Genomic DNA, 24,921 nt, shown 5'->3' on the forward strand with positions numbered 1-24,921 from the left:
CGGCTCGGGAAGGGTGGGAGAGGGCGAAGCTCCGATCTTCCCACAGACCCGCTCAGACCTTGAACTGATCCACCAGATCCAGTAGTCCGTGGGCAATGCGGGCCTGCTCGCGGGTGGTGCGGGAGGTGTCCTCCACGGTGGCCGAGAGCTGAAGGGTGGAGGCGGCGTTCCGGATCGCCACCTGGGCGCCCTGCTCCACCTGGTCGGCCACCTCCGTACTGGTCTTGGCCTGCTCCTCCGTGGCGCTGGAGATCTCCAGCGTGAGCGACTGGAGGATGCGGATGCGGTCGCGGATCTGGTCGAGGGAGTTCACCGCGTCCTGGACCGTGGCCCGGCCGCTCTGGACCGCCCGGTTGGATGCGTGGATGAGGTGCCCGATCTCCTCGGCGGCGGTGGCGGATCGTTCCGCCAGCTTGCGGACCTCCTCGGCCACCACGGCGAAGCCCTTGCCCACCTGCCCCGCATGGGCCGCCTCGATGGCGGCATTGAGGCTGAGAAGGTTGGTCTGCCGGGCGATCTCCTGGATGACCTGGACGGCCTTCACCACCTCGGCCGTGGCGGCCTCCACCTCCGCCATGGCGGCCATGGCGGCCTCGCCGGCCTGATCCCCCTCCACGGCGGCCTGGACGGCCTCCTCGGCCTGCTTCTGGCCCTGGCGGGCGTTGGAGGCCACCTGGGTCACCGATGCGGACAGCTCGGTGATGGCGGAAGCCAGGTTCTCGGAAGTGGCCCGTTGCCCTTCGGTGCTGCGGGCGATCTCCTCGGTGGCGCCGGTCATCTGGGTGGTGGAGGCCGACAGGGCCTCGGCGCTGGAGGCCACCTCGGTGGCCTCGAACCGCAGGCGGTTCACCATGCTCTTGAAGCGCTGCTGCATGGCCCGGATGTGGGCGAGCACGCTGGTCACATCCCCTTCCCGCGTCGTGATGCTCGCCGAGAGGTCGCCTTCCGCCATGTTCTGCAGGATGGCCATGGCTTCGGCCGGATCGCCGCCGAACTGCGCCTCCAGCGAGTGCGCCAGCAGCCGGCCCAGGCCCAGGCCGGCAGGAACGCCCACCAGCAGGCCCAGCCCCAGGGCCCAGGCGCCGCCACCCATCCGCCAGCCCAGGGCCGCGGCCAGGAGCATCGCGCCTGCGGCCACCGCGAAGGAGAGCTGGATCTTCGCGCGCAGACCGAGGTTCGGCAGCAGGATGAACGGCTTGTGGTAGGTGGATTCCAGCGTGCGGCCCTGGTTCAGGAGGCCGTAGGTGTGCACGGCCTGGTCGATCTGGGCCCGGGAGGGCCGGCTGCGGATGGAGACATACCCCGTCACCTTCCCCCGGTCGTGGATGGGCGACACGGCCGCGTCCACCCAGTAGAAATCACCGTTCTTGCAGCGGTTCTTGACCATGCCGTGCCAGTGCTTCCCCGCCTTGATCGTCGCCCACAGATCCGCGAAGGCCGCCGCCGGCATGTCGGGGTGGCGGACGATGTTCTGGGGCGCCCCGATGAGTTCCTGCTCTGTGAATCCGCTGATCCTCAGGAATTCGGAATTGACGAAGGTGATCACCCCCGCGAGGTCCGTCTTGGACACCACGAAGGTGCCCTCCTGGATGTGATGCTCGACGGCCGTGACCGGTAGATTGGTGCGCATGGTGGGGTGGATCTCCTGGGGGGGGTGCCGGGCCCGTTCTCGCGAGGCGAGCGGCGACAGCATCTCAAAGTCCTATCGAGTCGTTTGATGCCGGGTGTGAATCGTGGAATTCCTGGGGATTCGCCTTGATTCAAATAGCTGATTACAGAATCAATAGACTTTTTCATGAATTGGTGCGCGAAGGGCGGGCCCCCTCGGGCGCGGGAAGAAACCAACGCCCATGGCCCTGTTTTCGGCCTGTCCAAGACTATGTGTTAATAAAAAAATCTAGACATATTTTTCAACTGTGACGGGCTCCAGGACGGGAGCCCAGGCCCGGCCTGGAATAATCGTTCCCGCGGGGGCCGGTCATGGAACGAGTCCAATGCGTCGTCATCGGCGCCGGGGTGGTGGGGTTGGCCCTGGCCCGCCGACTGGCGATGACGGGCCGCGAGGTGGTGGTCCTCGAGGCGGAGGACCGCGTCGGCACCGGCATCAGCTCCCGCAACAGTGAGGTCATCCACGCGGGCATCTACTATCCGGCGGGGTCCCTGAAGGCCCGGCTGTGCGTGGCGGGCAACCGCGCCCTCTACGCCTATTGCCGAGACCGGGGCGTGAACCACCGCCGCTGCGGCAAGCTCATCGTGGCCACGGAGGCCTCCCAGCTGGAAGCCCTGCGGCAGCTCCGCGCCCGGGCCGAGGTCAACGGGGTGCTGGACCTCCAGTGGCTCGACGCGGAGGCGAGCCGGCAGCTGGAGCCTCAGCTCCGCGCCGCCGCCGCCCTGAGCTCCCCCAGCACGGGCATCATCGACAGCCATGGGCTCATGCGCGCCCTCCGCCAGGATGCCGAGGCCCATGGCGCCGCCGTGGTGCTGAAGAGTCCCGTCCTCGGGGGCCGGCCGTGGTCGGCGGGGCTTGAGATCGAAGTCGGGGGAGAAGATCCGATGACGCTGCGGGCCGAGCGCGTCTTCAACTGCGCCGGACTCGGCGCCCTGGCCCTGGCCTGGGCCTTCGAGGGGACCCGCACCGCCGCCCTTCCGCCCCCGCCCCGGCGCTGGGCCAAGGGCAGCTACTTCTCCCTGTCGGGCCCCGCACCCTTCTCGCGCCTGGTCTACCCCCTCCCCGACCAGAGCCACCTGGGCGTGCACCTCACCCTGGACCTGGCCGGGCAGGCGCGGTTCGGACCCGACATGGAATGGGTGGACCGCGAGAGCTACGAGGTGGACCCCCGCCGCGCGGACGGTTTCTATGCCGAGGTCCGCCAGTACTGGCCGGGCCTGCCGGACGGCGCCCTCCAGCCGGCCTACGCGGGCATCCGGCCCAAGCTGCACGCCCCGGGCGAGCCGGCCCCGGATTTCCTCATTCAGCGGGAGGACGCCCACGGACTGCGGGGGCTGGTGAACCTCCTCGGCATCGAATCGCCCGGCCTCACGGCCTGCCTGGCCCTGGCGGAGGAAGCGGCGGGCTAGGGACGCTCCCGTGGGGGACCAGGACCCGTGCGGCCCCTGGGCTCCGCTAACCTGGGGCATGTCCACGGCCGGATCATCCGATTTCCAGGGAAGCCCCGAGGCGGCCCCGTCCCCTCCGGCCCCGCCCCCTCCAGCCCAGTCCGCGCCAGCGTCAGCGCCGCCACCACCGGAAGTGGCCCTCTGCCTGGAGCTGGGCCGCGCCTTCCAGGCCTACGGCATCCCCGCCCACCGCTTCGAGGATGCGCTGGAGCGGGTCTCCCGGCGCCTGGGCCTGGATGGCCAGTTCCTCGGGCTGCCCACGGCCTTCTTCGCCTCCCTGGGGCGAGGGCACGAACGCTGGGCCTTCATCCAGCGCAGCCCCTCGGGGGAAACGAACCTGGAGAAACTGTCCGATCTGCAGGAGACCACGGACGCCCTCATCGAGGGCCGCATCGGCGCCCCGGAGGCCCACGACCGGGTGCGCAGCATCCTGTCGGCCCCGGACCGCTGGGGCCCCTGGCTCACCGTGCCCTGCTTCGGCCTGGGTTCGGCCCCGGCCGCCATGTTCTTCGGCGGCGGCTGGCGCGAAATGGCGCTCACGGCGCTGCTCGGCGTGCTCGTGGGCCTCACGGCCCTGCTGCTGGGGCGGAAGGCCGGATTGTCCCGGATCGTCTATCCGGTGGCCGGCACGCTGGTGGGGTTCCTGGCGGTGGCCGCCGCCGCCCGGTTCGCCCATGTCTCGCCGCAGATCCTCACGGTGGCCGGGCTCATCGTCCTCGTGCCCGGACTGCGTCTGGTGGTCTCGATGAACGAGCTGGCCACGGGGAACCTGGTGGCGGGGACGGCGCGGCTGCTGGATACGGCCATGACCTTCCTCTCCCTGGGCTTCGGGGTGGCCCTGGGCCAGCGCCTGGCAGGCCCCCTGGTGGACCGGGCCCTTCAGGGCACCCCCCTGCCCCTGCCCGCCTGGACCGTGCTGCCGATCCTGCTGCTGGCCGCCGCAGCCTTCGTGGTGATCTTCCGGGCCCGCCCCCGGGACCTGCCCTGGATCTTCGCCGCCTGCATCCTGGCCTTCTACGGCACCCGGCAGGGCGCCGCCCTGCTGGGCCCGCAGTTCGGGGTGGGCCTGGGGGCCTTCGCCCTGGGCCTGGGCAGCAACCTCTTCACCCGCCTCACCCACCGGCCCTCGGTGGTGACCCTGCTGCCGGGGCTCATGGTGCTGGTGCCCGGGGGCCTCGGGTTCCGGGGCCTGGAGTTCATCATCCAGAAGCAGCTGGTGGTGGGCCTCGATACGGCCTTCCAGGCCCTCTTCGTGGCCATCGCCCTGCTCACGGGGCTGCTCCTGGCCCATGCGGCCGTGCAACCGAGAACCGCCTTGTGATATTTGATTCATAAAATTTTAGTTGATCAGCATCAAATTTGACCTAACCTGGAACCCGTCGAGGTGTTCCATGTCCCTCCTCCCCTTCACCCAGAAAGCCAACGACGCCGTGGTGGCCGCCCGCCAGCGGGCCGTGCAGGATCAGCATCCCGAGTTGGTGCCTCAGCACCTGCTCGGGGCCCTGCTCACGCCGGAAGCCGGGCTGCGCCCCCTGCTGGAACGGGCCGGCCAGAGCCCGGACTCCATCCAGGGCCTGGCGGACGCCGCCGAAGCCCTGGTCGACAAGCTGCCCCGGGCCGTGGGCGGCGCCGAACCCCAGGTCGGGGCGGCCTTCCGCCACTTCCTAGAAGTGGCCAGCGACACGGGCCGCGGGCTGGGCGACCGCTTCCTGGCCACCGACGCCCTCCTGCTGGCCCTGACCAACGCCCACACGGACGCCAAGAAGGCCCTGGAGCGCTTCGGCCTGGACCGGAAGACGCTGGAGGCCGCCATCCGCGAAACCCGCAAGGGATCCCGCGTCGAGGACGAGGCGGCCGAGGAGAAATTCGCCAGCCTGGAGAAGTACGCCAAGGACTACACCGCCCTGGCCGCCGCCGGAAAGCTGGACCCCGTCATCGGCCGCGACGAGGAGATCCGCCGGGTGCTTCAGGTGCTCTCGCGGCGCACCAAGAACAACCCCGTGCTCATCGGCGAGCCCGGCGTGGGCAAGACCGCCATCGTGGAGGGCCTGGCCCAGCGCATCCACAAGAATGATGTGCCCGAAAGCCTCAAGGGCCTGCGGGTCATGGGCCTGGACATGGGCGCCCTGGTGGCCGGAACGCAGTACCGGGGCCAGTTCGAGGAGCGCCTGAAGGGCGTCATCCAGGAAGTCGAGAAGGCCGAGGGCCAGGTCGTGCTCTTCATCGACGAGCTGCACCTGCTCGTGGGCGCGGGGGCCGTGTCCGGCGGCATGGACGCCGCCAACCTGCTGAAGCCGGCCCTGGCCCGGGGCGAGCTGCGCTGCATCGGCGCCACCACGCTCGACGAGTACCGCAAGCACATCGAGAAGGATGCGGCCCTCGAGCGCCGCTTCCAGCCGGTCTTCGTGGAGGAGCCTGGCGTAGAGGACGCCATCTCCATCCTGCGGGGCCTGAAGGAGCGCTACGAGCTGCACCACGGCGTGCGCATCCAGGACGCGGCCCTGGTGGCGGCGGCCCAGCTGAGCCACCGCTACATTGCCGACCGCTTCCTGCCCGACAAGGCCGTGGACCTCATGGACGAGGCCGCCAGCGCCGTGCGCATGCAGCTCGACAGCCGGCCCACGGAGATCGATGTCCGCGAGCGTCGCGAAATGCAGCTGCAGTTGGAGAGGCATTCGCTGACGAAGGAGAAGGATGCGGCCAGCCGCGCGCGGCTGGCGGAACTGGACAAGGAACTGGCCGAATTGAATGAGGAGCTGAGCAAGCTCCGGGCGCAATGGGAGAACGAGAAGAAGGTGATCGAGGGGGCCCGCACCCTCCAGAAGAAGCTGGACGACCTCCGCATCGAGCTGGAGCAGGCGAAGACGAAGGGCGAGTACGAGCGGGCCTCGCGCCTGGAATACGGCGAGATCCCCGCCCTGGAGAAGCAGCTGACGGCGACCTCCCCCAAGGAGAGCGCCATGCTGCGCCTGGAGGTGGGCGAAGCCGACATCGCGGCCATCGTGAGCCGCTGGACCGGCATCCCCGTGAGCCGCATCCTCGAAGGCGAAGTGGAGAAGCTCCTGAAGATGGAGGCCCGGCTGGGCGAGCGGGTGGTGGGCCAGGATCCGGCCCTCACGGCCATCTCCGATGCCCTGCGCCGGAACCGCGCGGGACTCAGCGATCCCAAGCGGCCCATCGGCAGCTTCCTCTTCCTGGGCCCCACGGGCGTGGGCAAGACGGAGGTGGCGCGGGCCCTGGCGGAGTTCCTCTTCGACGACGAGAACGCCATGGTCCGCATCGACATGAGCGAGTTCACCCACGAGGCCGATGCCACGCGGCTCATCGGCGCCGCGCCGGGCTACATCGGCTACGAGGAGGGCGGGCGCCTCACGGAGGCCATCCGCCGCCGCCCCTACGCCGTGATCCTCCTGGACGAGATGGAGAAGGCCCACCCCCGCACCTTCGACCTCTTCCTGCAGGTGCTGGAAGACGGGCGCCTCACGGATGGCCAGGGCCGGACGGTGGACTTCCGCAACACCGTCGTGCTCATGACCACCAACCTGGGCAGCCAGGCCATCTTCGATGCCGGCGGTGACGCCTCCAGGGCCGAGGCCGCCGTCCAGGCCGCCCTGCACGGCCATTTCCGCCCCGAGTTCCTGAACCGCCTGGACGAGGTGGTGATCTTCCGCTCCCTGAGCCGCGAGGACATGAAGGCCGTGGCCCGCATCCAGCTCAGGCGCGTGGAAACCATGCTCCAGGCCCAGCGCCTGGGGCTGGAGGCTCCGGAGGCGGCCCTCGACTGGCTGGCCGCCGAGGGCTTCGATCCCCTCTATGGCGCCCGCCCCCTCAAGCGCCTCATCCAGCAGACCGTGGTGAATCCCCTGTCGCGCCTGGTGCTCCAGGGCCGGCTCAAGCCCGGCGGGCTGGCCCGGCTCCGGATCGAGGACGGCCAATTGAAAGTAGAGACGGAGGCCGTGCAATAGGGCAGGCTGGAGGCCGGAAGGCGGGACTCCCCCCAAACTTGTCCCCCTCCCCCACCCGACCGATGAGGCGGGGATCCTTGGAGTCGGCGTGCCCCTCACCACCCCCATCCCCATCCTCATCGTGGACGACGAGGCGGATCTGCGGAACCTGCTGGTGGAGGCCCTGGAGGACCAGGGTTACGCCGCCGAGGGGGCCGAGGGCGGCGCCCAGGCCCTGGCGAAGGTGCGGACCCGGCATTTCCCGGTGATCTTCACCGACCTGAACATGCCCGGCGGGCTGTCGGGCCTGGAGCTGCTGCGGGCCATCCACGACGAGGACCCCCGGAGCCTGGGCATCCTCATGACCGGGTACGCCACCACCGAATCCGCCATCCAGGCCCTGAAGCGCGGCGCCTACGACTTCATCCAGAAGCCCTTCAAGCTGGCGGAGATCGAGGCCGGCCTGGAGCGGGCCCTGGAGCACTACCGCCTGCTGCGGGAGAACGAGGAATACCAGCAGAACCTGGAGCGCATGGTGGAGGCCCGCACCCAGGAGATCCTGGGCCTAAAGAACGACATCGAGCGCCTCTTCGAGGGCTTCGTGAACGCCTCCGTGACCGCGATCGAAGCCCGCGACCCCAGCACCTCCGGCCATTCCAGCCGGGTGGCCGAGCTCACCGTGGGCCTGGCGGAGGCGGTCAACCAGACCCCCAACGGCCCCTACGGCAGGCTGCTGTTCACCCCCATCCAGATCCGTGAGATCCGCTACGCCAGCCTCCTCCACGACTTCGGCAAGGTGGGCGTCCGGGAGCAGGTGCTGGTGAAGGCCAAGAAGATCGAGGGCGAGCACCTGGAGAGCATCTTCCAGCGGCTGCACCAGCGCACCCTGGAAGCCATGCGCGACCGGATGCTGGAGGCCTGGAGCAAGGGGCAGACCTTCGATCCGGGCCAGGCCAGGATCCTGCTGAGCCAGCAGGAGGAGGAGACCCGGCGCCTGGTGGACCTGGTGCGGCGCAGCAACGAGCCGACCGTGCTGCCCCAGGAGGTCGCGCACGAGCTGAATGTCCTCGAGGACCTCACCTACCAGCACTGGTCCGGGGATCGCCGGGCCCTCATGGGACCTGGCGACCTGGACCTGCTGAAGATCCCCAAGGGCAGCCTCTCGGCCCAGGAGCGGGACGAGATCCAGAGCCATGTCACCCACACCTACCGGTTCCTCAGCCAGATCCCCTGGACGAGCGAGCTGGCCGGCGTGCCCGAGATCGCCTGGGCCCACCACGAGCGCCTGAACGGGCGGGGCTATCCCCGCCAGCTGAAGGAGCCGGACATCCCCGTCCAGAGCAAGCTCATGGCCGTCTCCGATGTGTACGACGCCCTGACCGCCGCCGACCGTCCCTACAAGGCCGCCGTGAGCGTGGAGCGCAGCCTCGAGATCCTGGAACAGGAGGCCAAGGTGAACCTCCTGGACTCCGAAGTGCTGCGCATCTTCATCGACGCGAAGATCTTCGAGCGCACGCTGGTTCCGGCGAGAACGGCCCCATGATCCCGGAGCCCATCCTCATCGTGGATGACGAGCCCGAGGTTCGCACCGCGCTGCTGGAGGCCCTGCAGAGCCGGGGCTATTCCGCCGAGGCCGTCGCCGGCGGGGAGGCTGCCCTGGCCCGGATGGCCGAGGCCTCGTTCCCCCTGGTAATGACGGACCTGCACATGCCCGGCGGACTGTCGGGCCTGGAGCTCATCGCCGCCCTCAAGGAGCGGCATCCGGACACCATCTGCATCCTGATCACCGCCTTCGCCACCCTGGACACGACCATCGGGGCGTTGAAACAAGGCGCCTACGACCTCATCCAGAAGCCCTTCCGGCTGGCGGAGATCGAGGTGGTCCTGGACCGGGCCCTGGATCATGCCCGCCTCCTGAAGACCGTCCGGGCCTACCAGGCCGAGCTGGAGGCCCGCATCCTCAGCCGTTCCCAGGATCTCCGGGCGGCCCACGAAGAGGCTCTCGAACTCTGTGACCTGAGCCTCCAGGGCCTCGAGGCCCCCTCGCTGGAGGCGGCCCTCGGACCGCTGCTGGACCGGCTCGTGGCCCGGTGCGCGCCGGATGGCCTGGCCTGCTATCGCCACGATGCCGACGGCCAGCTGCGTGCCGTCGCCCGGCGGGGAACCCGTCCCCTCCCGGCCGCGCTCGAACGCCCCCTGCCCGGGCCCCTTCCCGCCCCAGCCCTGGGCTACCCCGAAGAGCACCTGGTACCCCTGGGAAGCACGGGCTGGCTCTACCTGGGATTCGAGGACCGCTCGTCGTTCCAGGAAGCGAGCCCTGGATTCCTGCTCCTGGCCCGCCACCTGGAGCTGGCCCTCCGGGTAAGGTGAGGGATGCCCAGTGCCCAAGAGCTCCTCTGGACCGGCTTCCGGGGCCTCGATGCCGCGGAAGTGGACCTCCCCTTCCGCCCCGGCGGCCTCATCCTCTTCGCCCGCAATCTGGATCCGGATCCCGCCCAGGGGCCGGCCCGTTGCAGGGCCCTGATCGACGGCCTCCAGGCCCGGTTCGGGGCGGACCTGCCCCTGGCCGTGGCGCTGGACCAGGAGGGTGGGCCCGTGAGCCGCCTGCGCCCCTGGGTGGGCGCGACGCCCCCCCTGCGGCGGATCTGGCTGGGGGGTGGCACCGCGGCCTGCGAATCCTGGGGCCGTCTCTGGGGCGAGGGCCTGCGCCAGCTGGGCTTCAATGTGGACTTCGCCCCCGTGGTGGACCTCTGGGACGGCCATCCCGGGGCCGGCATCGGGGACCGGGCCGCCAGCGGGGATCCCGCCGAGACCGCGGCGGCGGCCGGCGCCTTCCTCCACGGCCTCGAGTCCATGGGCGTCCGCGGCTGCCTGAAGCACTTCCCCGGCCTGGGTGGCACCACCCTCGACAGCCACCTGGGCCTGCCCGAGCTCGCCGACGCCGCCCTGGTGGACCGCAACGCCGCCGCCTTCACGGCCCTGGCCCATCCCGACCGCCTCGTGATGGTGGCCCACCTCCGCACCCCGGCTTCCGACCCCCTGCCCGCCAGCCTGCACCGGGGATCCGTGGCCGCGAATCCCTGGGGCATCCAGGGCCGCTTCCTGCCCGATGACCTGGAGATGGGGGGCTGCGCGGACTGGAGCTGGCCCGAGCGCGTGCGGCTGTCCCTGGAGGCCGGTCACCAGTGGCTGCTCGTCTGCCAGACGCCGGAAGGCTGGACCGCCTGCGCCGAGGCCGTGGGCACGATGCCTGACGCCCTCTGCCTGGGTCCGCTCCAAGCCACGCGGAACCTGCGCCGGAACCTGCCCCCGCCGCCCGGGACCTCGTTCGACCCGACCGCCTGGCAGGATTGGCTCATGCGACTCCGCGCCGCCGCCGAGGAGGTCTGATGGGCGCCCGCATCCTCATCGTCGATGACAACACCATGATCCGCAGCGAGATCAAGGCGGTGCTCATGAAGGACGGCGGGTTCTCGCATTTCATGGAGGCCGCGGATGGCCTCACGGCCTTCAAGACGATCATGGAGACCCCGCCGGACCTGGTGCTCTGCGACCTCGTCATGCCGGGCTTCGACGGCCTGAAGTTCCTGGGCCTGAAGGCCAGTCGCAAGGAGCTGGCGCAGATCCCGGTGATCATCCTCACCGCCGAGGACGACCTGGACCGCAAGGCCGAGATCCTGGAGCGGGGCGCTTCCGACTATGTCACCAAGCCCTTCCACGAGAAGGAGCTGCTGGCGCGGGTGCGCATCCACACCAAGCTGAAGCTGCTGCAGGATGAGCTCCGCGAGATGAATGTCCAGCTCGAAGCCCTTTCCGTCACGGATGTGCTCACGGGCCTGGCGAACCGGCGGCGCCTGATGACGCGCCTGGAAGAGGAAGTTCAGCGGGCGCGCCGCTACAAGACGCCGCTGTCCGTGGTGATGATCGACATCGATCACTTCAAGCAGGTGAACGATTCGTACGGCCACGCCATGGGCGACGAGGTGCTGCGGAACATCGGCGCCATGCTCAAGGCCAGCCTCCGGACCACGGACCTGGCCGCCCGCTACGGCGGCGAAGAGCTGACCCTGGTGCTGCCCCACACGGACATTCCCGCCGCCCTGCAGGTCGCCGAGAACCTGCGGCAGAAGTTCTCCGAGATGGACCATACCCTGGATGGCGTCACCATCCGGAAGACCGCCAGCATGGGTCTCGCCGCCCGCAACGGCCAGGGCGAGATGCCCGATGCCGAGGACCTCCTCAAACATGCCGACGAAGCCCTCTACCGCGCCAAACAGGGCGGCCGGAACCGCGTGGAAGTGGCGGAGTAGGATTCAGTCTTCAGGCGATGATTCCCGATGCGCCGCTGTGTGGCGCGATGATGATCAGGTTCGACGCCGCCTCAGCGGAACGGCCCAAGGGTAAACAAAGGAGCGGCCCACTGGGCCGCTCCAAAGCTGTACCTGAAGACTGCAGACTCAGGACTGAAGACGACTCAAGCTACTTCGCCGCCTTCCGCAGCGCCTCCACCTTGTCCGTCTTCTCCCAGGAGAATTCGGGGCGGCCGAAGTGGCCGTAGGCGGCGGTGGCGCGGTAGATGGGCTTGCGCAGGTCCAGGGCCTCGATCATGGCCTTGGGCGTGCAGCTGAAGACCTCGCGCACGGCGCGCACAATGGCCTCGTCCGACACCTGGCCGGTGCCGAAGGTGTCCACCGCGATCGACACGGGCTCCGCCACGCCGATGGCGTAGGCCAGCTGGATCTCACAGCGGCCGGCCAAGCCCGCGGCCACGATGTTCTTGGCGATGTAGCGGCCCATGTAGGCGGCGCTCCGGTCCACCTTGCTGGGATCCTTCCCTGAGAAGGCGCCGCCCCCGTGGTGGCCACTGCCACCGTAGGTGTCCACGATGATCTTGCGGCCCGTCAGGCCCGTGTCGCCCATGGGCCCGCCCACCACGAAGCGCCCCGTGGGGTTCACATGGTAGACCGTCTGCGCGTCCAGCAGGTCCGCCGGCAGGCTGGCCTTGATCACATCCTGGAGGATGCTGTCGCGGATGGTGTTCTGGGTGACATGCTCGTCGTGCTGGGTGGAGATCACGACAGTGTGGATGCGCTTCACCTTGTCGCCGTCGAACTCCACCGTGACCTGGGACTTGCCGTCGGGCCGCAGCCAGGGCAGCTGCCCGCTCTTGCGGACCTCGGAGAGCTTCCGCGTCAGGAGGTGGGAGAACTGGATGGCGGCGGGCATCAGCTCGGGGGTGTCCTGGCAGGCATAGCCGAACATCAGACCCTGGTCGCCGGCGCCGCCCGTGTCCACGCCCATGGCGATGTCGGGGCTCTGCTGGTCGATGGTCACCATCACCGCGCAGGTGGCGTAGTCGAAGCCCTTGATGTGGTGGTCGTAGCCGATGTCCTTCACCACATCCCGCACCAGGGCCGCCACGGGAATGTAGGTCTCGGTGGTGATCTCGCCGGCCACCAGCACCAGGCCCGTGGTCAGCAGCGTCTCGCAGGCCACGCGGCTGCGGGGATCATCCGTGAGGGCCGCGTCTAGGACGGCGTCGGAGATCTGGTCCGCCATCTTGTCGGGATGCCCCTCGGTGACGCTTTCGGATGTGAAAAGGTGACGCCCCTGGGTGGCCATGCCGGACTCCTTGGAACCCCTCCAAACAGTCGTCCGGAGGAAACAATGAGTATATCCCGAGCCCACAGCCTCCTACACCTTTCGGATGACGCGGGAAACCTTGCCATGTCCTAGCCTTAAGGGCTAAGGTGGTGAGTTCCCCGTCCCAGAAGCGCCCACCTAAACGCCCCCATGGAGGAACCCATGATTCCATTCCGCCGACCAACCTTGGCCCTGGCCTTGATGGCCGCATCCTTCCTGATGGTCTCCACCGCCTGCAAGCGGGAAGATCCGCAGATCCGCGAACTGACGCAGAAGGCCGCCGAGGCCGACAAGGCCAGCCAGCAGCTGAACCAGGCCGGCACCGAGCAGCAGAAGAAGCTGGCCCAGGCCGGCGTCAATGATGTCAAGCCCAACGCCGAGACCCTGCAGCTCACCGATGAGCAGAAGAAGGCCCTGGAAGAGCGCATCAAGAACGAGAAGAACAGCTCGTACCAGGCCCTGCTCCAGGAAGTGCTGGACAAGGACAAGGAGATCAAGGAACTCAACACCAAGCTCGCCAAGCTCAAGGCCGACCTGCCCAAGCCCGACCTGGCCAAGCCCAACGACAGCCACTACGGCATGGCCATGCGCTTCCTGAAGAAGAAGGGCGTGCCCGAGGCCGAAGCCAAGAAGCTGGTGAGCCGCGTGGCCATCATGGAGAAGCTGGCGCCCGGCTTCGAGGTCTACCACTTCTACGCCAACGGCACCTACGGCACCTGGGTCGCCCAGGGCAAGGCGAAGATCACCCCCAACGACCTGATGCGCCAGGAGCGCGAGAAGGTCGAGGGCGAGCGCGACGAGGCCGTGGCGCAGAACGAGAAGCTGCAGGAAGAGGTCGTGGACCTCGAAGGCCAGAAGAAGAAGATCGAAGAGGAGATCGCCGGCCTCCGTTCCGAGCGCACCAACCTCATCGAGGAGCGCGCCAAGCTGCAGTCCGACAATGCCGCGCAGGTCTCCAAGCTGAACTCCCTGCACTATGTCGTCGGCACCCGCGACAAGCTGAAGGCCGAGGGCATCATCGAGATCCCCGTCTTCGCCAAGGACCGTGCGGGCAAGAACTGGCGCGACGAGGTCTTCACCCAGAGCCTCGACCTCCGTTCCGCCAAGACCATCGCCATCAAGGCCGCCGAACTGGGCCTGAAGAAGATCGGCAAGGTGAATGTGGTGCCGGGCTCCTACCTGAAGGACGAGCACTACAAGCTCACCATCAGCGAAGACAAGCAGACCGCCACGATCGAGCTCATCACCGTGAGCCGCTTTAAGAACGACAAGGTCGTCTTTGCGGTCACCGATTAGCTGATTCCGCGCACCCGAAGGGCCCCGCCAGGGGCCCTTCGCTTTTGTATGGCATTTCGGTCCGGAGCCGCCTATCGTTTGGGACCAATCTCCCGTTTCCTTCAACCCCACCCATGAGGTGATGCGATGCATCCACGCTTGAATCAAGCGATTCTCGGCGCTTCCCTGCTGATGATCCTTGCCTGCAACGGCGGCGGCGACTCCAAGGCCCCCTCCATCGTCACGGGCGGCGGTTCCATGCCCAGCACGACCGCCCCGGTGTTCGACCCCGCCAACGCCAAGATCCCCCTTCCGAACATTCTGGCCACCGCCACCGCCACCGATCCCCTCGTGGGCCGTGCGGCGAACACCCCCCTGACCCCGCCTGAGGCCCTGGCCTATGTGAACCTCAAGGAAGTGGGCATGACCAACGCCGTGGCGGGCCTGAACGCGCCGATCTACCTCCAGTTCAATGCCGCGGTGGATGCCACCACCGTCACGCCCGCCAACATCAAGGTGTTCCAGCTGACCACGGATGCGGCCGGCACGGAGAACGCCGCCCTGGGCTTCACCGACATCTCCGCCACCTTCACCTACCAGTACGCGGCCGGCGGCACGGACCTGTTCCTGTTCCCGAATTTCCCCCTGCTCCCCGGCACCCGGTACCTCTATGTCGTCACCAACCGGGTTAAAGACGCTGCCGGACTGCCCATTTCCGCCTCCCCCTACTTCGAGGCCCTCAAGTCCACCACGACCCTCGCCGGCTCCTTCGCGGCCCTGGAGGCCGTGCGCGCCAATGTCCTGAACGGCGGCAACATCCTGCTGTCTGGCTACGCCAAGGTCATGAACGACCTCATCACCGCCACGGCCACCACCACCGTGGCCAACCGCTCCGACATCGCCGTGATGGGCCGCTTCATCACCACGGCCGCGGGCTCCATCGTGCCCAATCCCGCGGCGCCCACCACGCGCATTCCCGTGGAGACCGCCCTGCGGTCCTTCGCCGCCGGCTCCACCCTGGGCGGCCTGGCAGGCAAGACCTGGACGAACACCGTCTCCGTCACCGCCACCTTCGACCGTGGCGGCGTCAATCCCAGCCCCGATGCCTACTGGACCGCTGTGATGGGCACCGCCACCGCGGCTCCCGCCACCGTGGGCACGGTGATCCTCGGCACCATCAACAGCGCCGACCTGTCCATGGATCCCGTCGTCGTGGCGGCCAATCCCACCGCCGCCGGGGGCAACCTCACCGGCATCACCGGCGCCTACAACCCCGCCGCGGGCGTGGTGCAGCCCTTCCGGACCAGCGGGGCCCTCACCAGCTACTACCATGTGCCGCGGGCCATCCCGTTCGTCTACATCGCCCCCGCCGCCGGCTCCAACTGGCCCCTGGTGATCTACCAGCACGGCATCACGAGCCAGAAGGAGACCGCGATCGCCCTGGCCCAGACCCTCACCACCGTGGGCCGCGCCATCGTGGCCATCGACCTGCCCCTGCACGGCGCCCTGGCCATTCCCGCCCACCAGATCGCCGGCGGCGATTCGGCCACGGTCAAGGGACAGAAGCAGCAGGCCTGGGGCCAGGACTTCATGGCCATCGGCGCGCCCCTGGCCACCCGCTCCAACATCCAGCAGGCCGCCTTCAACCTGAACCGCCTGGAGCTCACCGTCGCCGTGGGCGGCTTCGCCGCCCTGTCCGCCCCGCCCTCCAACACGGGCATGCGCTTCGTGGGCCACAGCCTCGGCTCCATCGTCGGCACCTACTACCTGGCCGGCAACACCACCCTGGCCACCACCGGCGCGCCCTACACCCAGACCACCCTCAACAACGACATGAAGGGCTACCTGTCCGTCCCCGGCGGCCGGCTGGCCTACCTCATCCAGAACAGCCCCTCCTTCGGCCCCGCCGTGGATGCCGGCCTGGCGGCCGTGGGCATCGTCAAGAACACGCCCACCTACCACCAGTTCTTCCAGGTGACCCAGAGCGTGGTGGATCCCGCGGATCCCGCCACCATGACCACGCCCCTGGCCGCGGGCCTGCCGAGCCGCCTCTCCAACCGCGTGGCCATCCAGGAATCCGTGGGTGATGTCGTCATCGGCAACCCCTACACCCGCTACCTGGGCAACGCCCTCGGCGGCCGGGAAGTCCTGGGCGCCGCGGGCGCGGCCGTGGCCCCCGGCTTCAAGCAGCTGGCCTACTCCGCCGGCGGCACTCCCGCCCATGCGGCCGGCGTGCCCGCCCAGTTCATGTTCACCCTCACCGCGGGCGCGCCGGCGCCCAAGGTCGCCAACGCCGCCGTGGCCATCACCGCCACCACGCCGACGGAAGGCTACTTCCAGTTCGACCAGGCCGGCATCGGCCACAGCTCCCTGCTGGATCCCACCGCGAGCCTCGTGAACACCGGACTCCTGCAGAAGCAGATGCGCTACTTCCTGGGCGCCATGGGCACCACCCTCGTGGTGGATCCCACCCAGGGCGGCGCGACCCTGCCCCTGGCTCCCCTGGCCTTCCCCGAGGTCCAGGCGCCCGAGAAATACACCATCTTCGGCCACTGATCCCAGGGCCGCGAATGAAGAAGGCGGGGCTTCGGCCCCGCCTTCTTCATTCGCCTTCCAACTCCGGGAAGGCCTCGAGCAGTCGATTCCGGGCCTCCAGCAGCTCGGGCACGGCCGGATCCCGGCGGCGCAGGAAGCCGTGGATGGCCTGAAGGTCCTCCGCGGACCGTTCGAGGAGGGGCAGGGCCAGAAGGAGCGCCAGCAACGCCCCTGGAGCCACCAGGGCCGCCCACCCGCCCCAGCACCACCCGGCCAGCCCCGCCAGCACCGCCGCCCAGAGGGGATGGAGCAGGAGGCCCCCCAGCAACTTGAGGGTGGCCACCTGATCTCCTTCCTCCGTGAACCGGGCTGCGATCCAGTCCACGAGCCGGTACGAGGGCCAAAACGCGAGACCGGCCGGCAGGAGCAGGACCGTCAGGCCCAGCCGCCACGCGGCGCCCGGCAGCCAGCCCCGGATCTCGGCCCAGGGGTAGGGATGGCCCACCTGGTCGGGCCGGAGCCCCTGGGCGCGAAGCCAGCCTTGGGTGTCGTGCACCCGGGCCTCGAGGCCGGCGAGGGCCGCGGGCACCAGCGCCGCCAGCCGGGGCACCAGGGCCCGCACGCGGCGGCGGAGCGCCTCCAGATCCACCCGGCTGCCGGGAGCCTCGGCCAGCAGCCAGGCCACCTCCTGGGCCAGGGCCAGCACCCGCACCTCCGGATCCTGCAGGGTGAGCGGCCGCAGAGCCGCACGGATGCGGGCGGTCAGCTCCACCACCGCGTCGGGATCCGTACCCCGGCCGGCCAGGTCGCCCCAGGAAACCGGCTCCCCCACCCGGAGGAGGGCGCCGTGCCGGAAGGCCGCCCGATCCCCGTAGACCAGCCCCGCCGGGACCAGGAAGGGTGGCGTGGGGCTGGAGAGGGCGATGCGGGCGGCGCCGGTCTTGAGGGGGGCCAGATCCGCCCCCGTGTGGCTCACGCCTTCCGGGAACAGGACCACAGAGCCGCCCCGGGCCAGGACCTCGTGGACCTTCCGGAAGCACTGCTGGATGGATTCCGGCGTGGCGTCGCCATCCCTGGGTCGGGTCACGGGGATGGCCCGGAACGCGGCCAGGAAGGGCCGCAGGGGCGCCAGCTTCCAGAGGGTGGCCTTGGCCAGCCACCCCGCCCGGCGGTCCAGCGAGGCCGCAGCCGCCAAGGGGTCCAGCAGGCCGTTCGGGTGGTTGAGCAGGATCAGGCAGGGCCCCGGCGGCAGAGGCGGGCCTTCGCAGCGGAGCGCGCGGAACCAGATCCGCGCCAGGAACCGCGCCGTGCGGCTGGCGCCCACCTCAGGCCCGCGAGGGCCGGTGCCGCGCCCATCCCAGGGCCAGGCCGCTGAGGACGATGGCCGGCACCACCACCAGGAGGGCCCGCGCCAGGGCATCCCCGCCGGAGCTCCCCATGGCATGCAGCGCATCCGCCCGGCGGCCCACCCACTCGGGGCTGATGGCATCGCCCAGCAGGTGGATGAGCAGCACATTCACCGCCACGCCCGTGGCCCGGATGCTGGCGGGCAGGCTGCTGACGGTGAGGGCGTTGACCGGGCTGGTGTTCACGAAGAGCAGGAACATGCCCACGAAGAACAGCGCGTAGGCCGCACCCAGGTGACGGGTGCCCAGGGCCCATGCCACCACCGGGGCGGCGGCGAGCAGCGTGACGCCGGAGATCCCGGCCCCGGCATCGGGCCAGCGCTTCTGCCAGCGGTCCGTGAACCAGCCGCCGAGGAAGGTCCCCAGGATGCCCGTCACCACCGCCAGGCCGCCGAACACCAGGCCCGCCTTGGCCGTGGAGACCGCGAAGCGCCGCTGCAGCAGCGTCGGGCCCCAGGTGCTGAGGCCGCCCATGGCGAAGGTGTAGGCCACATAGCTGGCGGTACACGCCAGCCAGATGCGGTTGAGGAAGACATGCTTCAGGCGATGAAGGTACGGGGCGTTCGCATCGTCCTCCCGGGTGCCGTCCATGGCGCCGCGCACCGGATCGGCCTGGAGGGCCATCCAGAGGGCCAGGACCAGGCCCGGGAGGCCCGCCACCAGGAAGGAGGCCCGCCAGCCCCAGGCGCCCGCCACCAGGCCGCCCAGCCCGTACCCGAAGGCGCTGCCCAGAGGGATGGCCAGGTAGAACCAGGTGAAGGCCTTCGCCCGGTCGGATTCCGGGAAGCCGTCCGCCAGCATGGCCGGGCCCAGGCTGGCGTAGGCGGCCTCGCCCACGCCCACCAGGGAGCGCGTCACCAGGAGCGCCGGGTAGCTGTGCACGAAGGCGGCGCCCACGGTGGCGAGGCTCCACAAGGCGACGCCCCCGGCCACGAGGCGGGGGCGGTGGAAGCGGTCGGCCAGGTAGCCGAAGAGCGGCGCGGAGCACATGTAGACCGCGATGAAGACGAAGGTCAGGCGCCCCAGCTGGGCGTCGGACAGGTGCAGCTCCCGGCCCAGGGGCTCGAGAATCGCCGCGACGACATACCGATCCAGGTAGTTCACCAGGTTGATCCCGGTGAGCAGCAGGAGCAGCCGTCGCGCGGCGGTCATGATTTGGGGCTTAGGTATCGCGGAGGGTCCGGAGACCTACTTCTTCGGCGCGGCCGGCTTGGGGGCGGCGGGTTTCGCGGCGGCAGGCTTCGGCGCGGCGGCGGGGGTGCCCTCGGAGGCGTCCAGGCGCTTGGAGACCTCGGCGGTGAAGCCCTTCATCCAGGCCTCGTCGGCCCAGGAGAGGATCTGCACGGACTGGTCGGAGAAGACCATCTGGATCTTCTGCTCCTTGGCCAGCTGCTCGACGATGGGGCCCGCCAGCTTGGCGATCGATTCGCTGACCTTCTTCTCCACGCGCTGGTACTCGGCCTGGCTGTCCTCCTGCATCTTCTTGGCCTCGAACTCCAGGTCGCGGTAGCGCTTGGCCAGGGCTTCCTTCTTGTCCGGGTCCAGGCTGGGGGAGTTTAGCTGCTGCTGCAGGGTCTGCAGCTCCTGGCCCTTGGCCTGGAGCTTCTCCTGGAGGTTCTTGCCCGTGATCTCCAGCTCGGAGAAGATCGCGCCGGCCTTCTTGGAGCTGCGGACCAGCTGATTGATGCTGAAGAAGGCGAAGCGGGGCGCCTCCTGGGCCGCGGCGGGCACGGACAGGGCGGCGGACAGGCACAGGGCGGCCACGGAGGGGGCGAGCAGGCGCATGGGGATACTCCAGGGGGAAAGGGCCATTGTAGCGCGGGAGGACCGGGCCCCCCGGGAATGGATCAGAAGGTGGTGCCGATGGAGAACTGGAAGTCGGTCCTGCCCTCGGTGTCGAAGGGATAGGGATTCAGCTTGCGCGCCCAGATCAGGCGGAGCGGCGCGGGGCTGATGGGAAGGAAGAACCGGAACTCCAGGCCCGCCGAGCGGACCAGGGTGGGGTTGGTGTAGGTGATCACCGTGGAGGTTCCGTAGGGCGTGTAGCTCACAGAATCCTTGCTGAAGACCTTCGTGCCGCTGCCCCAGGCGTTGCCCGCGTCGTAGAAGAACACCAGCCGGAACTGGTCGGCGATCTTGAACTGGTACTCCAGGTTGGCGATGAACTGCTTGTTGCCGCCCACCACCACCGGCGTGCCGGTGTTGTCCAGCAGGACGCTGCCCACCTGGCCGAAGCGGTAGCCGCGGATGCTGTTCTCGCCGCCAGGCCGGTACAGGTCGTAGAGCGGCAGCTCCTCCTTGCCCATGTTCTGGAGGTAGCCGTAGTTGAGGTTTATGGCGAAGATGTGCCGGTCGGCCACATTGGCGAACTTGGCGAAGTCCCAGGTGGCGCGGAGGAAGGGCTTGTCGCCGCCGAACTGCCAGCCGCCGTACTCCAGACCGAAGGCCACGCGGGTGCCCTGGGTGGGCTTGAACTGGTGGTTCACGGTGCTGAAGGACAGGCTCTGGCTGAAGGTGGAGGTGAGCTGGTTGCTCAGGTCGCGGAAGTAGTAGTTCCGGCCGCCTTCGATGCGGATCAGGCGGAAGCTGTAGCCCGTGGAGTAGGTGGTGAACCAGGCCCAGGGGCTCTGGGGGAACCAGTTGCTGAGGCGGGCGCCCACGGACAGGCCGAGGCTGCGGGTGTACTGCTTGTAGGCGTTGGCCACGCCCACGCGGGAAGCGTCGTAGTCCGCCGACCCGTTCGAGACGGAGGTGGAGAACGAGTAGGGCAGGTCGAAGATGAAGGGCTCGGTGAAGCCGACGGAGACATTCTTGGAGAACTTGCCCCCGTTGTAGCTCACGGACAGCGTCTCGCCGCCGCCGCCCAGGTTCCGGGTGGAGAAGCTCACGCCGAGGGAGAAGCCGAACAGCGAGCCGTAGCCGCCCTGGAAGAGGAGCTCGTTGACGCCGGCCTCCTCGCCGCGGATCACGACATCGACCTGGGACTTCTCCGGCACCAGGTCCACCTTGGGCTCGGCGTTCTTCACATCGAAGTAGCTGAGCTGGCTGATGCTCAGGATCGAATCCTTGAAGCGGTCGGTCTGGAACAGGTCCCCCTCGCGCATGAGCATGCTGCGGCGGAGCACCTTGTCCTTGGTGGTGAGGTTGCCCTCGAACTCGATCTTCCGGACCGTGTAGGGCTCGCCCTCGTCCAGCTTCAGGGTGGTGTCCACCTTCTTGACGCCGTCCTCGTCGCGGATCTCGAGCTTCTTCTCCGCCCGGAACATGATGTAGGCCTGGTTGCTGTAGGCCTCCTTCAGCTTGTCGACGGTCTGGTTCACCGCGTCGAGGTCGAAGGGCACGGGCTTCTCGCCGGCCTTCGGGGTCTCGATGGAGGGCTTGATGTTGAAGAACTTCTTCAGGAAGGACTTGTTGTCCCGCTTCACCTCGGCGTACTTGCCGGTGTAGAAGGTGTCGCGGAAGAGCTTGCCGCCCTCGGCCTTGAAGGTTCCCTCGAAGTACTGCTGGCCCTCGAGGATGGGGACGGTGAGGGTGGCCCGGAGGTCGTACTTCGGGGACTTGGCCTCCTTGATCCGCTTTTCGTTCTTGATCTTCTGCTTCGGCGAAGTGTGGTCATCCACCTCGATGAGGGGCTTGCCCACGAAGACATCCTTGTAGCCCATCTTCCAATAGGCCTTCTTGAGGTTTTCCAGGTCCTCATCCAGGTTCTTGTCCACCAGCAGGTCGTGGGTGGTGAGCCAGCTGAACATCCAGTGCTTGCGGGTCTTCTTCATGACGCCGCGCAGCTGGGAGCTGGAGAACACCTTGTTGCCGCGGAACTCCACGCGGTAGATCTTCGCCTTGCCGCCTTCCTTGATGTCGAAGACCAGACGCGCCACGCCCGTGCCCATGGGCTCGAGCGTGATGTCCACGACGGGATTCCGGAACCCCTTCTCGCCCGCCTGCTCCACGATCAGGTTCTTGATCTTGCGGGCGGCCTCGGGGTCGTACACCGTATCGGGGTTGATGGTGAGCTTCTTCTCCTTCACCTTGTCCTTGATGTTGGTGATGCCCACCTCGGTGCCGCCGCGGTAGTCCACCTCCTTGATGAGGGGCCGCTCGCGGATGCGGATGACCAGCTTCTTGCCGCCCTTGTCGTCCTCCAGCTCCAGCTTCACATCGTCGAAGGAACCGCTGGCCCAGAGCTTTTCGAGCACGGCGCTGAAATCCAGGTTCCGGAGGTCATCGCCCACCTTCACGCCCGACTTGAAGATCACCGTCTCGGCGGTCTGCTTCTGCGAGCCGATCACCTCGATCTGCGTGATGGGTTCGATGTCCTGCGCCGCCAGCGAAAGGGAGAAGCCCGCCACCAGCAGCAGGGGCAGCACACCCCTGCGCCACCGGGGCCGGACCCGGTTCCGAACCATGTTCCGCTGCGTCATTCAGGCGCTCCGACCAGATGGGTTTCCTGGCCAGTGGCCACGTCTCCGGACTCAGACAGGGTGGGGACGAGCTTTCCGTCCACCAGATCGAAATTCACCGCACCCGAGGGCACCGTGTCCTGGCCCACCATCAGCTCGGCGAGGGGATCCTCCACCTGCTTCTGGATGGCGCGCCGCAACGGCCGCGCGCCGTAGGCCCGGTCGCGCAAGGTGGTCTTCACCAGCCAGTCGCAGGCCGCGTCCGTCAGCGCGACGGAGAGCTTGTGCTTCTGGAGGGTGAGGTTGAGATCCTCCACCAGCAGGCGGACGATCTTGCGCAGCTCGTCGTCGCCCAGGCGGTTGAACACCACGATCTCGTCGATGCGGTTCAGGAACTCGGGAGGGAAGGTCCGCTTGAGCACCTTCATGGCGTCGCCGCTCTTGGCGTCGGGACGGCCGTCCTGCTCGACGAAGCCGAGGTTCTTCTCCGACAGCAGCTCCCGGCTGCCCACATTGGACGTCATGATGATGATGGTGTTCTTGAAGTCCACCAGGTTCCCGAAGGCGTCCGAAGCCTGACCGTCGTCAAAGATCGACAGCAGGATGTTGATCAGGTCGGGGTGGGCCTTCTCGATCTCGTCGAAGAGCAGGACGCAGTACGGGTTCCGCCGGATGCGGTCCGTCAGCATGCCGCCTTCCTCGTAGCCCACATACCCCGGAGGGGCCCCGAGCAGCTTGGAGACTTCGTGCTTCTCCATGTACTCGGACATGTCGAAGCGGATCATCTTCTTGGCATCCCCGAAGAGGAAGGCCGCCAGCGTCTTCGCCAGTTCGGTCTTGCCCACGCCGGTGGGGCCCAGGAACAGGAAGGAGCCCATGGGCCGGTTCGGGTTCTTGAGGCCGGTCCGGGCGCGGCGCACGGCGCGCACCACGGCGCTCACCGCCTCGGGCTGGCCAATGACCCGCTCGTTGATCCGGGGTTCCATGTTCACGAGGTTGGCCTTCTCGTCGCCCTTGAGGGCCTTCACGGGAATGCCGGTCCAGCTGGCCACCACATCCTCGATGTCCTGCTCGGTCACTTCGGGGAACCGCGCGTAGTCCTCGTCGGTGAGCTCGGAGCGGCTCTTCTGGATCTCCTCGCGCAGCTGAAGTTCCTTCTGGCGCAGCAGGACGGCCTTCTCGAAATCGCGGCTCAGCACGGCCTCGTTCATCTCGTTGATGACCCGGTGCAGCTCGTCCTCGTGGGTCTGCCCCTCGGGCGTGGCGCCGCCGGGGCCCACCCGCAGCTTCACGCGGGCGCCGGCCTCGTCCAGCAGGTCGATGGCCTTGTCGGGCAGGAAGCGGTCTGTGATGTAGCGGTTGGACAGATAGACCGAGGCCTCCATGGTCTTCGGCGTGTAGCGGACCCGGTGGAACAGTTCATAGCGGTCCCGGATGCCTTCGATGATCCGCAGGCTCTCGATCTCGTCCGGCGGATTCACGGTCACCGGCTGGAAGCGCCGCACCAGGCTGCGGTCCTTGTCGATGTACTTGGCGTATTCCTTATGTGTGGTGGCGCCGATGCACTGGATCTCGCCCCGGCTGAGGGCGGGCTTCAGGATGTTCGCGGCATCCAGGCTGCCCTCGGCGGCGCCGGTGCCAATGAGGCTGTGGATCTCGTCGATGAACAGGACCACGCTGGGATCCTTGCTGGCCTCGGCGATGATGGACTTCAGGCGCTCCTCGAACTGGCCGCGGTACTTGGTGCCCGCCACCACCAGGCTGAGGTCCAGCGCGTAGATGCGCTTGTCCGCCAGGCTCGGCGGCACCACACCCTCGTGGATCTTCTGGGCCAGGCCCTCCACGATGGCGGTCTTGCCCACGCCGGCCTCGCCCAGCAGGATGGGGTTGTTCTTCCGGCGGCGGCTGAGGATCTGGACGATGCGCTCGACCTCCTGCTCGCGGCCGATGAGGTTGTCGAAGATGCCGCGCTCGGCCATCTCCGAGAGGTTGCGGGCGAACTCGGAGAGGAGGGGATGCTCCTTCTTCTTCTTCGCGATCTTCTCTTCCTTGCTGCTCTCCAGCAGGATCTCCTTGGCGGCGATCAGGTCGGCGCCGGCCTCCTTCAGCAGGCGCCCCGCCAGGCAGCCCTCCTCCTTCAGCATGCCCAGCAGCAGGTGCTCGGCCCCCACATGCTTGTGGTTGAGCTTGGCGCTCTCGGCCGTGGCGTGCTGGAGGATGCGCTTGACCTCCTCCTCCATGGGGATGTCGATGCTGGTGCTGCTGGGGGTGATCTTCTTGTCCCGGGGGGTCAGGGCCGTCACCAGGCGCTCCCGGAGGGCGCTCACCTGGACGCCCATGCGCTCGAGCAGCTGGGTGCTGGTCTTTTCCGACTCCCGGAGAAGCCCCAGCAGGAGGTGGCCGCTCTGGATGCTTTCCGCACCGAACTGGCTCGCCTCATAGCGGGCGAAAAACATCACACGGCGGGCTTTTTCGGTGAATTTTTCGAACACGGGACACCCTTCCGGGTCAGCTGTAGATCACCCTCACGGGTCTTGGATGGCCCCGAAGCCGGGATGGTTCCGGGGCGGCCTACCAGGGTAGCGCCTTCCACCCCCCTTG

16 protein-coding genes are annotated in these 24,921 nt (G+C 68.4%); 9 read left to right on the forward strand and 7 right to left on the reverse strand.

Annotated elements, in window-relative coordinates:
• Positions 1-52 precede the first annotated feature (52 nt).
• Entirely contained in the window at positions 53-1,693 is a 1,641-nt protein-coding gene (locus QUD34_RS12020) for a methyl-accepting chemotaxis protein (RefSeq protein ID WP_286353950.1), read from the reverse strand.
• Positions 1,694-1,980: 287 nt separating this feature from the next.
• Here QUD34_RS12020 and QUD34_RS12025 point away from each other — a divergent pair, with 287 nt between their 5' ends.
• The 7 genes from QUD34_RS12025 (at position 1,981) to QUD34_RS12055 (ending at position 11,371) form a co-directional block, all read left to right on the forward strand.
• Positions 1,981-3,078, forward strand: coding sequence for an NAD(P)/FAD-dependent oxidoreductase (locus QUD34_RS12025; RefSeq protein WP_286353951.1), 1,098 nt, complete (start codon positions 1,981-1,983; stop codon positions 3,076-3,078).
• 58 nt (positions 3,079-3,136) lie between these two features.
• Positions 3,137-4,438: a threonine/serine exporter family protein gene (locus QUD34_RS12030; RefSeq protein ID WP_286353952.1), complete on the forward strand. Its 1,302-nt coding sequence runs from the start codon at positions 3,137-3,139 to the stop codon at positions 4,436-4,438.
• Positions 4,439-4,508: 70 nt separating this feature from the next.
• Positions 4,509-7,082 carry an ATP-dependent Clp protease ATP-binding subunit gene (locus QUD34_RS12035; protein WP_286353953.1) on the forward strand — a complete coding sequence of 858 codons (2,574 nt, stop codon included), beginning with the start codon at positions 4,509-4,511 and terminating at the stop codon, positions 7,080-7,082.
• An 88-nt stretch (positions 7,083-7,170) separates the two neighbouring features.
• Positions 7,171-8,604, forward strand: coding sequence for an HD domain-containing phosphohydrolase (locus QUD34_RS12040; protein ID WP_286353954.1), 1,434 nt, complete (start codon positions 7,171-7,173; stop codon positions 8,602-8,604).
• Positions 8,601-9,431: a response regulator gene (locus QUD34_RS12045; protein WP_286353955.1), complete on the forward strand. Its 831-nt coding sequence runs from the start codon at positions 8,601-8,603 to the stop codon at positions 9,429-9,431. Before QUD34_RS12040 ends, QUD34_RS12045 begins: the two co-directional genes overlap by 4 nt.
• 3 nt (positions 9,432-9,434) lie before the next feature.
• Positions 9,435-10,451, forward strand: coding sequence for a glycoside hydrolase family 3 N-terminal domain-containing protein (locus tag QUD34_RS12050; protein WP_286353956.1), 1,017 nt, complete (start codon positions 9,435-9,437; stop codon positions 10,449-10,451).
• A complete protein-coding gene (locus tag QUD34_RS12055) occupies positions 10,451-11,371 on the forward strand; it encodes a diguanylate cyclase (RefSeq protein ID WP_286353957.1) in 921 nt (306 codons plus the stop codon). Before QUD34_RS12050 ends, QUD34_RS12055 begins: the two co-directional genes overlap by 1 nt.
• A 169-nt stretch (positions 11,372-11,540) precedes the next feature.
• On the opposite strand, the gene metK is transcribed toward QUD34_RS12055, so the two are convergent.
• Complete coding sequence (gene metK / locus QUD34_RS12060; protein ID WP_286353958.1) at positions 11,541-12,683, reverse strand: methionine adenosyltransferase; 1,143 nt, start codon at positions 12,681-12,683, stop codon at positions 11,541-11,543.
• Between the two features lie 183 nt (positions 12,684-12,866).
• Between metK and QUD34_RS12065 the strand changes: the two genes are divergently transcribed.
• Positions 12,867-14,000, forward strand: a complete 1,134-nt coding sequence (locus QUD34_RS12065; RefSeq protein ID WP_286353959.1) for a V-type ATP synthase subunit I domain-containing protein — start codon at positions 12,867-12,869, stop codon at positions 13,998-14,000.
• A gap of 138 nt (positions 14,001-14,138) precedes the next feature.
• Positions 14,139-16,535, forward strand: coding sequence for an Ig-like domain-containing protein (locus tag QUD34_RS12070; RefSeq protein ID WP_286353960.1), 2,397 nt, complete (start codon positions 14,139-14,141; stop codon positions 16,533-16,535).
• A 46-nt stretch (positions 16,536-16,581) separates the two neighbouring features.
• Here QUD34_RS12070 and QUD34_RS12075 read toward each other — a convergent pair whose 3' ends face one another.
• From QUD34_RS12075 to QUD34_RS12095, 5 genes are all read right to left on the reverse strand, one after another.
• On the reverse strand, positions 16,582-17,838 hold the full coding sequence (locus tag QUD34_RS12075) for a 1-acyl-sn-glycerol-3-phosphate acyltransferase (protein WP_286353961.1): 1,257 nt from the start codon (positions 17,836-17,838) through the stop codon (positions 16,582-16,584).
• A 1-nt stretch (position 17,839) separates the two neighbouring features.
• On the reverse strand, positions 17,840-19,072 hold the full coding sequence (locus QUD34_RS12080) for a spinster family MFS transporter (protein ID WP_286353962.1): 1,233 nt from the start codon (positions 19,070-19,072) through the stop codon (positions 17,840-17,842).
• Positions 19,073-19,108: 36 nt separating this feature from the next.
• Positions 19,109-19,705: an OmpH/Skp family outer membrane protein gene (locus QUD34_RS12085; RefSeq protein WP_286353963.1), complete on the reverse strand. Its 597-nt coding sequence runs from the start codon at positions 19,703-19,705 to the stop codon at positions 19,109-19,111.
• 62 nt (positions 19,706-19,767) lie between these two features.
• On the reverse strand, positions 19,768-22,341 hold the full coding sequence (gene bamA, locus QUD34_RS12090) for an outer membrane protein assembly factor BamA (RefSeq protein WP_286353964.1): 2,574 nt from the start codon (positions 22,339-22,341) through the stop codon (positions 19,768-19,770).
• A complete protein-coding gene (locus tag QUD34_RS12095; RefSeq protein ID WP_286353965.1) occupies positions 22,338-24,812 on the reverse strand; it encodes an ATP-dependent Clp protease ATP-binding subunit in 2,475 nt (824 codons plus the stop codon). Before QUD34_RS12095 ends, bamA begins: the two co-directional genes overlap by 4 nt.
• Positions 24,813-24,921 lie beyond the last annotated feature (109 nt).

Source organism: Geothrix oryzae (assembly GCF_030295385.1).
In the GTDB taxonomy this organism is placed as follows: Bacteria; Acidobacteriota; Holophagae; order Holophagales; family Holophagaceae; genus Geothrix; species Geothrix oryzae.

Excerpts from the sequence above, each read along its gene's own strand:
- QUD34_RS12050 (WP_286353956.1), top strand. The coding sequence starts at position 9,435 with ATGCCCAGTGCCCAAGAGCTCCTCTGGACCGGCTTCCGGGGCCTCGAT.
- bamA (WP_286353964.1), bottom strand. The coding sequence starts at position 22,341 with ATGACGCAGCGGAACATGGTTCGGAACCGGGTCCGGCCCCGGTGGCGC.
- QUD34_RS12020 (WP_286353950.1), bottom strand. The coding sequence starts at position 1,693 with ATGCTGTCGCCGCTCGCCTCGCGAGAACGGGCCCGGCACCCCCCCCAG.
- QUD34_RS12045 (WP_286353955.1), top strand. The coding sequence starts at position 8,601 with ATGATCCCGGAGCCCATCCTCATCGTGGATGACGAGCCCGAGGTTCGC.
- QUD34_RS12030 (WP_286353952.1), top strand. The coding sequence starts at position 3,137 with ATGTCCACGGCCGGATCATCCGATTTCCAGGGAAGCCCCGAGGCGGCC.
- QUD34_RS12065 (WP_286353959.1), top strand. The coding sequence starts at position 12,867 with ATGATTCCATTCCGCCGACCAACCTTGGCCCTGGCCTTGATGGCCGCA.
- QUD34_RS12035 (WP_286353953.1), top strand. The coding sequence starts at position 4,509 with ATGTCCCTCCTCCCCTTCACCCAGAAAGCCAACGACGCCGTGGTGGCC.
- QUD34_RS12055 (WP_286353957.1), top strand. The coding sequence starts at position 10,451 with ATGGGCGCCCGCATCCTCATCGTCGATGACAACACCATGATCCGCAGC.
- QUD34_RS12085 (WP_286353963.1), bottom strand. The coding sequence starts at position 19,705 with ATGCGCCTGCTCGCCCCCTCCGTGGCCGCCCTGTGCCTGTCCGCCGCC.
- QUD34_RS12025 (WP_286353951.1), top strand. The coding sequence starts at position 1,981 with ATGGAACGAGTCCAATGCGTCGTCATCGGCGCCGGGGTGGTGGGGTTG.
- metK (WP_286353958.1), bottom strand. The coding sequence starts at position 12,683 with ATGGCCACCCAGGGGCGTCACCTTTTCACATCCGAAAGCGTCACCGAG.
- QUD34_RS12080 (WP_286353962.1), bottom strand. The coding sequence starts at position 19,072 with ATGACCGCCGCGCGACGGCTGCTCCTGCTGCTCACCGGGATCAACCTG.